Annotated in this window: 12 protein-coding genes and 1 tRNA gene; 10 read left to right on the forward strand and 3 right to left on the reverse strand. The window is 64.4% G+C overall.

From position 1 onward, the window contains the following. Positions 1–404, reverse strand: a 404-nt coding sequence (locus L2A60_RS19415) for a hypothetical protein (RefSeq protein ID WP_235706115.1), incomplete at its 3' end; no start/stop codon positions are given. 48 nt (positions 405–452) lie between these two features. Here L2A60_RS19415 and L2A60_RS19420 point away from each other — a divergent pair. The 3 genes from L2A60_RS19420 (at position 453) to L2A60_RS19430 (ending at position 1,413) form a co-directional block, all read left to right on the forward strand. Then, positions 453–719: a hypothetical protein gene (locus tag L2A60_RS19420; protein WP_235706116.1), complete on the forward strand. Its 267-nt coding sequence runs from the start codon at positions 453–455 to the stop codon at positions 717–719. A gap of 80 nt (positions 720–799) precedes the next feature. Next, positions 800–979 (forward strand): type II toxin-antitoxin system HicA family toxin, encoded by a 180-nt coding sequence (locus L2A60_RS19425; protein ID WP_235706117.1) that lies wholly within the window; start codon positions 800–802, stop codon positions 977–979. A gap of 14 nt (positions 980–993) precedes the next feature. Next, positions 994–1,413 (forward strand): type II toxin-antitoxin system HicB family antitoxin, encoded by a 420-nt coding sequence (locus L2A60_RS19430; protein WP_235706118.1) that lies wholly within the window; start codon positions 994–996, stop codon positions 1,411–1,413. A gap of 40 nt (positions 1,414–1,453) precedes the next feature. Here L2A60_RS19430 and L2A60_RS19435 read toward each other — a convergent pair whose 3' ends face one another. Continuing rightward, complete coding sequence (locus L2A60_RS19435; protein WP_235706119.1) at positions 1,454–1,948, reverse strand: cupin domain-containing protein; 495 nt, start codon at positions 1,946–1,948, stop codon at positions 1,454–1,456. A 172-nt stretch (positions 1,949–2,120) separates the two neighbouring features. Here L2A60_RS19435 and pqqA point away from each other — a divergent pair, with 172 nt between their 5' ends. From pqqA to pqqE, 5 genes are read left to right on the forward strand one after another with little or no spacing between them, the layout of a single operon-like run. Continuing rightward, positions 2,121–2,198, forward strand: coding sequence for a pyrroloquinoline quinone precursor peptide PqqA (gene pqqA, locus L2A60_RS19440; protein WP_235706126.1), 78 nt, complete (start codon positions 2,121–2,123; stop codon positions 2,196–2,198). 59 nt (positions 2,199–2,257) lie between these two features. Further along, positions 2,258–3,181 (forward strand): pyrroloquinoline quinone biosynthesis protein PqqB, encoded by a 924-nt coding sequence (gene pqqB, locus L2A60_RS19445; protein WP_235706120.1) that lies wholly within the window; start codon positions 2,258–2,260, stop codon positions 3,179–3,181. Next, positions 3,178–3,918: a pyrroloquinoline-quinone synthase PqqC gene (gene pqqC, locus L2A60_RS19450; protein ID WP_235706121.1), complete on the forward strand. Its 741-nt coding sequence runs from the start codon at positions 3,178–3,180 to the stop codon at positions 3,916–3,918. The genes pqqB and pqqC overlap by 4 nt, the downstream gene beginning before the upstream one ends. Further along, on the forward strand, positions 3,915–4,190 hold the full coding sequence (gene pqqD, locus L2A60_RS19455; RefSeq protein ID WP_235706122.1) for a pyrroloquinoline quinone biosynthesis peptide chaperone PqqD: 276 nt from the start codon (positions 3,915–3,917) through the stop codon (positions 4,188–4,190). The genes pqqC and pqqD overlap by 4 nt, the downstream gene beginning before the upstream one ends. After that, entirely contained in the window at positions 4,187–5,272 is a 1,086-nt protein-coding gene (gene pqqE / locus L2A60_RS19460; RefSeq protein WP_235706123.1) for a pyrroloquinoline quinone biosynthesis protein PqqE, read from the forward strand. Before pqqD ends, pqqE begins: the two co-directional genes overlap by 4 nt. Here pqqE and rlmB read toward each other — a convergent pair. Then, positions 5,254–6,057, reverse strand: a complete 804-nt coding sequence (gene rlmB / locus L2A60_RS19465; RefSeq protein ID WP_235706124.1) for a 23S rRNA (guanosine(2251)-2'-O)-methyltransferase RlmB — start codon at positions 6,055–6,057, stop codon at positions 5,254–5,256. The two genes, pqqE and rlmB, sit on opposite strands and share 19 nt — an antisense overlap. A gap of 66 nt (positions 6,058–6,123) precedes the next feature. Here rlmB and L2A60_RS19470 point away from each other — a divergent pair. Beyond that, positions 6,124–6,209: transfer RNA gene (locus L2A60_RS19470), tRNA-Tyr, on the forward strand. A gap of 69 nt (positions 6,210–6,278) precedes the next feature. After that, a complete protein-coding gene (locus tag L2A60_RS19475; RefSeq protein ID WP_235706125.1) occupies positions 6,279–7,106 on the forward strand; it encodes a hypothetical protein in 828 nt (275 codons plus the stop codon). The last annotated feature ends 17 nt before the right edge of the window (positions 7,107–7,123 follow it).

Raw genomic sequence — 7,123 nt, forward strand, 5'->3', positions numbered from 1 at the left:
GCAGCGACATCCATGCGAGTGCGGCCTATCGCGCGCATCTGGTCGGCGTGATGGCGCGCCGCGCGGTCGCCGCCTGCGGATGAATTTCTGCTCCAATCGTTGAGGTGCAGGGGCGGCGCAACCCGCCTCTGTTTCGTGAAATGATCATTCACCTCAACGACTGGCCCGGCGTCGGCAAGAAAACCATCGGAACGATTCTGGCCGATGCTCTCGATGCCCGTTTCATCGATAATCATTGTCTGCACGATCCCGCGCTCGCCTGCGCCGGCTTCCACGATCCCGCGTGTTGGCCGCTTTATGAAACCGTGCGCGATGCGGCCTATGCGGTGCTGCGGGACCGGCCAGCCGGAGAGATTTTCGTCATAACCAATGCGCTGACAACGAGGAGCGACCGGGAACTCCATTCATGGCGGCTCGTGGTTGAACTCGCAATGGCGCGTGCCGTACCCTTGGTGCCGGTCATTCTGACCGCCGAGCGCGATGAATTGTTGCGCCGCGTCGCATCGCCGGACCGGAATCCGCGCAAACTGACCGATCCGGCCACGTTGTCGGGCTATCTGGAAAAATTGCATATCCAGCATCCGCTCGTTCCAGAAACGCTTGTCCTGGATGTCACCGATCTGGAACCGCAGCGTGCAACCACTGTCATCCAGACTCATCTCAGCGACGTCGGTGCAAGCCTTCGCCCGGCCACGGTTGCGCATCTGACGCTGCAATGACCATCGACGACCTTCTGTGCGCAAACCGCTCGGTTGCGGATCATTGACTCCATTTCTCCTGAGTGTGTATTGTGCGCATGATGAAGAGCGCGGATATCATCCGGGAGTTGCAGGCGGCCGGGTGGTTTCTGGATCGGGTTCGCGGCTCGCACCACGTCTTCAAGCATCAGGATCGGCCCGGTCACGTGGTGGTGCCTCACCCGAAAAAGGATTTCGGCGCCGGTCTGGTTGCCGCGATCCGCAAACAGGCCGGCCTTTAGGAAATCAAACGACGATGCGTTACCCGATTGCGATTGAAGCTGGCACCGACACTGCGGCCTTTGGGGTCGTTGTGCCCGATCTACCCGGCTGCTTCTCTGCCGGCGGCACCTTGGATGAGGCCATGGCTGGCGCCGAGGAAGCCGCTGCCGCCTGGATCGATGCCGCCCTGGACGCCGGTCAGGCTGTTCCGGCGCCGTCCGATCTCGATAGCATCCGCCGCAACCCCGATTATGCGGGATGGCTGTTCGGTGTGATTACCCTTGACCCGAGCGTGCTCGATGACACCACCGAACGGGTCAACATCACGCTGCCGCGCCGGGTGCTGAAACGTCTCGATGCCCTGGCGCGCGCCGCCGGCGAGAGCCGCTCCGGCTATATCGCGCATCTGACTTTGGAAGAGCCGCGTCACCGGCGCGGATTTGCCGGGCGCTGAAGTCGGCGGCGCCGCGGATCGACCTTCATCCTGATCCCGCTTAACCGCGCGGCTTGCCATCATGCGGGCCGAGCGGCCGTTCCGGCCAATCCACCCAGCGGTCCTCGCGGGTCGCTTCGTAAGCCTCGTTGAGCGGATAGCGGATGCGGTTTTCGTCCTTGTTCGCCTCGCCGATCACCAGCAGCCGGACCTCCTGAGCGGTATTGTTCAAAAATGTGTGGCAGATGCCGGTGCCGGCCGGAAACCCGACCGAATCGCCGGGCGAAAGCCGGTGCAGATTGCCGTCGATCCAGACATCGGGCGTGCCTTCCAGCACGAAGATGAACTCCTCCTCGGCGCTTTCGGCGTGCGGGTAGGAGGTGCGCCGGCCGGGCGGCAGGCGTTCGTGGTGAATGCCGATGCGGGTCAGACCGAGCTTGCGGCCGAGCGGCGCGCCGACCGACATCAATTCGGTGTCGCCGGGATAAGCGTTAAAATGGCCGTCGTCCGGGTCTTCAAGGCTGGTCCAGTGGCGGATGCAATCGGGGCGGGACATAGCGGATTCCTCTGTTGCGGCATCGATTGTCCCATTTTGCCACAGATCCCGAATCTGCGCTCGTTTTAACTTGCGCGGGGGGATATCCTCCGTATTCTGCATCCATCCTTGCCGCGCGCGAGGACAACGGCGAGGAAATCGCCGGCTACTAACCTTACAAGGAGTTGAAACCATGTGGACCAAGCCGAAACTCGTCGAAATCGCGGTGGGCACCGAAATCAACGCCTATGCCTGCGCGGAACTCGGCTGACTCACCGATAGGCGCCGGGGTCCGATCTTCCCCCTGACCCCGGCGGATTTTTGCTTCCCATGAAGCTGATCGTTCTCGGTGCGGCCGCGGGCGGCGGTTTTCCGCAATGGAATTGCGCCTGCGAAAACTGCGCCCGCGCCCGCCGGGGTGAGCCGGCCACTCGGCCGCGTACCCAGGCCGGCATCGCCGTCAGTGCGAATGGCGTGGATTGGGTGCTGTTCAATGCCTCGCCCGATCTGCGCGCGCAGATCGCCGCGACCCCGGCATTGCATCCGCGCGCGGGCCGGCGCGACAGCCCGATCGGCGCCGTGGCGTTGACCGGCGGCGATGTCGATTTCATCGCCGGACTTCTCGATCTGCGCGAGGGCCAATCTTTCGGTCTTTATGCGGGTCGGCGCATTCTCGATCTTCTCGGCGCCAACCAGATCTTTCGCGTTCTTGATGCCGATCTGGTGCCGCGCCGTACCCTCGACCTCGATACGCAAACTAGCCTGAAAGACGGCTCCGGGAGCGATCTCGGATTGACCGTGGAAGCGTTCGCGGTACCCGGAAAAGTAGCTCTTTATGCGGAAGATCAGGCGCGCGCCGATTTCGGTTCGGCGGAAGGCGATACGATCGGACTGAAAATCAGCGCGGCAGATGGTGCGTCGTTCTTCTACATCCCCGCCTGTGCCGGCGTCTCCGACGATCTCGCGTGGCGCCTGCGCGGTGCGCCCCTCGTGCTGTTCGACGGCACGCTCTGGCGTGACGACGAGATGATCGCCCTCGGTCTGTCGGCAAAAACCGGCGCGCGCATGGGCCATGTCAGCGTCAGCGGCGAACGGGGTTCGATCGCGGCCTTCGCCGATCTCGGCGTCGCGCGCAAGGTTTTCGTTCACGTCAACAACAGCAATCCGATGATCCTCGATGATTCGCCCGAACGCGCGGTGGCCGAGCGGGCCGGCTGGATCGTGGCGCAGGACGGGATGGAGTTCACCCTATGACCACGCTGATGAGTGCCGGTGAACTGGAAACGGCGCTTCGCGATCTTGGCGCGGCGCGCTACCATAACCGTCACCCGTTTCATCGGATGCTGCATGGCGGCAAGCTGAATAAGCGGCAGGTGCAGGCCTGGGCGCTGAACCGCTATTGTTATCAGGCGCATATTCCAATCAAGGATGCGAGCCTGATCGCCCGGATCGACGATCCAGATTTACGCAGGCAATGGCGGCAACGTCTGGTCGATCACGACGGCACGCAGAAAGGCGACGGCGGCATCGCGCGCTGGATTGCGCTAACCGACGGTCTGGATCTCGACCGCGCGCTGGTCGTCTCGATGCGTGCCGCCCTGCCGGCAACGCGGTTCGCCGTGCAGGCCTATGTGCAGTTCGTGCGCGAAAAACCGCTACTCGAAGCCATTGCCTCGTCGCTCACCGAATTGTTCTCGCCCAATATCATCAGCGAGCGGGTTTCCGGCATGTTGTCGCATTACGATTTCATCACGCCGGAAACCCTGGCCTATTTCAACGCGCGGCTCGACCAGGCGCCGCGCGACGCCGATTTCGCGCTCGACTACGTCAAACGCCACGCCCGCACGCCGGAACAGCAAAGTGCCGTGATCGCCGCTCTCGGCTTCAAATGCGATGTGCTCTGGGCGCAGCTCGACGCGCTGCACCACGCCTATGTCAACCCTGGTCTGATCCCGCCGGGCGCGCTGGGTCATGACGGCGTCTGGCCATGACCCTCACCGATGCCAGCGTGCCGGCACTCGCCCGCCATGTCCGGCTGCGCTTCGATGCGGCGCGCAACTGCCATGTTCTGCTCGCCCCCGAGCGCGTCATCATGCCGGATGCGATCGCGGTGGCGATCCTGGAATGCTGCGACGGTGCGGCCACCATCGGCGCGATCGCCGATGCGCTTGCCACGCGCTACGCCGCCCCGCGCGACGCCGTGCTCACCGATTGCCTCGACATGCTCAACGATCTTGCCGGAAAAGGCATGGTGACGGCATGACAAAATTGGAACCGCCGCTCGCGATGCTGATGGAACTGACGCATCGCTGTCCGCTCAAATGCCCCTATTGCTCGAACCCGCTCGCCCTCGATCGCGCGCGTGACGAACTCGATACCGCGACCTGGAAGCGGGTGATTTCCGAAGCCGCGTCACTTGGCGTGTTGCAGGTCCATTTTTCCGGCGGCGAACCGATGGTGCGGAACGACCTGCCCGATCTGGTGCGTCACGCGCGCGCCGAGGGTCTCTACACCAATCTGATCACCTCGGCCGTATTGCTCAACGCATCGCGGATGGCGGTCCTGGCCGAGGCCGGATTGGACCATGTGCAGATCAGCTTTCAGGGTGCGGAGCAAAAAATCGCCGATCATGTCGCCGGATTTCGCGACGCCCATGCGAAAAAGCTCGCTGCCGTAAGGCGGGTGCGCGAAGCGGGTCTTGCGCTCACGCTGAACGCGGTGATGCACCGTCAGAATCTGCGTCAACTAACGGAAATGATCGGCCTCGCGGTCGAAGTCGGCGCGCAGCGGATCGAAATCGCCCATGTGCAGTATTACGGCTGGGCCTTGAAGAACCGCGCGGCGCTGATCCCGACGCGCGCGCAACTCGCCGAAGCCACAGCTATCGTCGAGGCCGCGCGCACTCGCCTCGCCGGCAAACTCACCATCGATTACGTCGTCCCGGATTACTACGCGTCGCGTCCGAAGGCCTGCATGGGCGGCTGGGCGCGACGGTTCTTCAACATCACACCCTCGGGCAAAATGCTGCCCTGCCACGCGGCGGAAAGCCTGACGCATCTTATCTTCGAGCGCGTCACCGAGCGCGGCGTCGCCGATATCTGGGCGAGTTCCCCGGCCTTCGAGGCGTATCGCGGCACCGCCTGGATGGCGCCACCCTGTCAGGGCTGCGCGCGCGCCGAAATCGACTGGGGCGGCTGCCGCTGCCAGGCGCTCGCGCTGGCGGGCGATGCGGCGGCGACCGATCCGGCCTGCGGTCTCTCGCCCCATCACGAAGCCATGGTCGCATTGGCGGAGGCGGAGAGCGCCGCCGGTATCGAAGAATTCGCCTACCGGATGATTTCGTAAAGCGCCACCGCCGCCGCCGCCGACACGTTCAGGCTCTCCATCCCGCCCGGCATGGCGAGCGAGACCAGTTCGTCGCAGGTTTCGCGGGTCAGCCGCCGCAGCCCTTCGCCCTCGGCGCCCAGCACCAGGGCGGCGCGTCGCCCGGCGAGCGACGAGCCGGACAATCGGGTGGCACCACCGGCATCGAGACCCATCACCCAGAGATCAGCCGCCTTCAGCGCGATCAGCGCGCGCGCGATGTTCACCGTCCGCAGCAGCGGGATCCGCTCCAGCGCGCCGGACGCCGCCTTGGCGAGCGCGCCACCCTCCTCGGGAGCGTTGCGCTCCTGCGCGATCACCAGGGCCGCGCCGAACGCCTGCGCCGAGCGCAGAATCGCCCCCACATTGCGCGGATCGGTGATCTGATCGAGCACCAGAACCGGGCCGGGACGCTTCAGCGCGTCCGCGAGCGTGGGGGACGCCAGCGGATCGGTCTGCAGCGCCGCGCCCTGATGCACGATGCCGCGCCCGAGCATCTGATCGAGCCGGTCCCGATCGATCCGCTCGGCCGGAATCGCCCAAGGCTTCGGCAGGCGCGCGGCGAGGGCGGCTTCGGCCTCCTCGGTCAGCACCAGTCGGCGAAGCCGCCGCGCCGGGTTGACGAGAGCCGCTTCCACCGGATGAATCCCGTAAAGCCACAGGCCGGAAGCCGGTGCTGCTCGCCGGTCGCGGTGATCCGGCCTAGGCCCATGGCCCTGCGGGCGATGCGGTTTGCCGCCTTGGCGGTGCGGATCGCGGTGTTCCATGCGGTGCTCTCTACTGCGCCAGACATAGCGTTGACAACGCTGGCCCGATCGCAGAATACGGGCGGTGGAGGGGTGCCCGAGTGGCTAAAGGGGGCGGACTGTAAATCCGCTGGCGCACGCCTACGTTGGTTCGAATCCAACCCCCTCCACCATTCTCATAATCTGTTGATTTTATGGACTTTCCTTGTGGCCATTCTGGCAATGTACACGGGATTGTATCCATGCATGGGCGGCATCTGACGCGGAACGGCAGCGCCTGGGTTTTCCAGATGCGGGTGCCACGCGCGTACGATTTTATGGAGTGGTTGACACATCTGAGAATTACAATCGGTCCTGTGGATAAACGCACCGCGCAAGGTGTGGCCCGGGTTCTTTCCCTGTCGGCTCATCGTGCGCTCGGCGAAGCGCAGGACAGACTGATGATGGCCGGAACCGGGAATGATGATGCCCTGAATAAGCGTGAGGCGGTCCGCCGTGATGTGTATGACCGCATCGGGCAGGATTTACAGCAGATCATGCCGGCCTTCGCGGCGCTGGATGAGGGGCTACCGGATCTCCAATCGACCCCGCAGGACCGGGCGCGAACGATCTATGGCCTGCTGACCGCCCTGGGCGAACTCCCCGCTTCGAAAGCGAGGGTCACTCCACCCGATTGGGATGAGCGCGCGGCGGAACCGCCTTCGGCGGCGGACTGGGCAAAACTCAGGCGCACCATCGGTTTGCCGCCAGCGCCGGACACCACGGAAGCCAAGCTCGACCAGATCATGGCCACCGTCAGGCGGCTTGAGAACCGGGGACTACGGGAACTTCCGGCGGCTTCGTCCGGGCCGGTCATCGCACCGGCCATTGCATCCGCCAGCCGGGCGCCCTTGTTCAGCAAGGCCGCCGATTCATACCATGAGCGGCTGCGCGCGACCCACGGCGATCATTATGACGAACTCATGTCTGGAACGCCCCCGTCGCGCAAGGTGAAAGTGGAACGAGGCGATGATCGCGTGCTGTCATGTCTACGGCCTGTTCGTGGTGCGATGGGACCGCACTGGCCATGATGAAGTCCGCGAGCTGG

Source organism: Acidiphilium iwatense (assembly GCF_021556475.1).
Classification (GTDB): Bacteria; Pseudomonadota; Alphaproteobacteria; order Acetobacterales; family Acetobacteraceae; genus Acidiphilium; species Acidiphilium iwatense.

Coding starts and splice junctions, on each gene's coding strand:
- L2A60_RS19475 (WP_235706125.1), top strand. CDS start 6,279: ATGCATGGGCGGCATCTGACGCGGAACGGCAGCGCCTGGGTTTTCCAG.
- rlmB (WP_235706124.1), bottom strand. CDS start 6,057: ATGGAACACCGCGATCCGCACCGCCAAGGCGGCAAACCGCATCGCCCG.
- L2A60_RS19425 (WP_235706117.1), top strand. CDS start 800: ATGAAGAGCGCGGATATCATCCGGGAGTTGCAGGCGGCCGGGTGGTTT.
- pqqA (WP_235706126.1), top strand. CDS start 2,121: ATGTGGACCAAGCCGAAACTCGTCGAAATCGCGGTGGGCACCGAAATC.
- L2A60_RS19435 (WP_235706119.1), bottom strand. CDS start 1,948: ATGTCCCGCCCCGATTGCATCCGCCACTGGACCAGCCTTGAAGACCCG.
- L2A60_RS19430 (WP_235706118.1), top strand. CDS start 994: ATGCGTTACCCGATTGCGATTGAAGCTGGCACCGACACTGCGGCCTTT.
- pqqD (WP_235706122.1), top strand. CDS start 3,915: ATGACCCTCACCGATGCCAGCGTGCCGGCACTCGCCCGCCATGTCCGG.
- pqqC (WP_235706121.1), top strand. CDS start 3,178: ATGACCACGCTGATGAGTGCCGGTGAACTGGAAACGGCGCTTCGCGAT.
- pqqE (WP_235706123.1), top strand. CDS start 4,187: ATGACAAAATTGGAACCGCCGCTCGCGATGCTGATGGAACTGACGCAT.
- pqqB (WP_235706120.1), top strand. CDS start 2,258: ATGAAGCTGATCGTTCTCGGTGCGGCCGCGGGCGGCGGTTTTCCGCAA.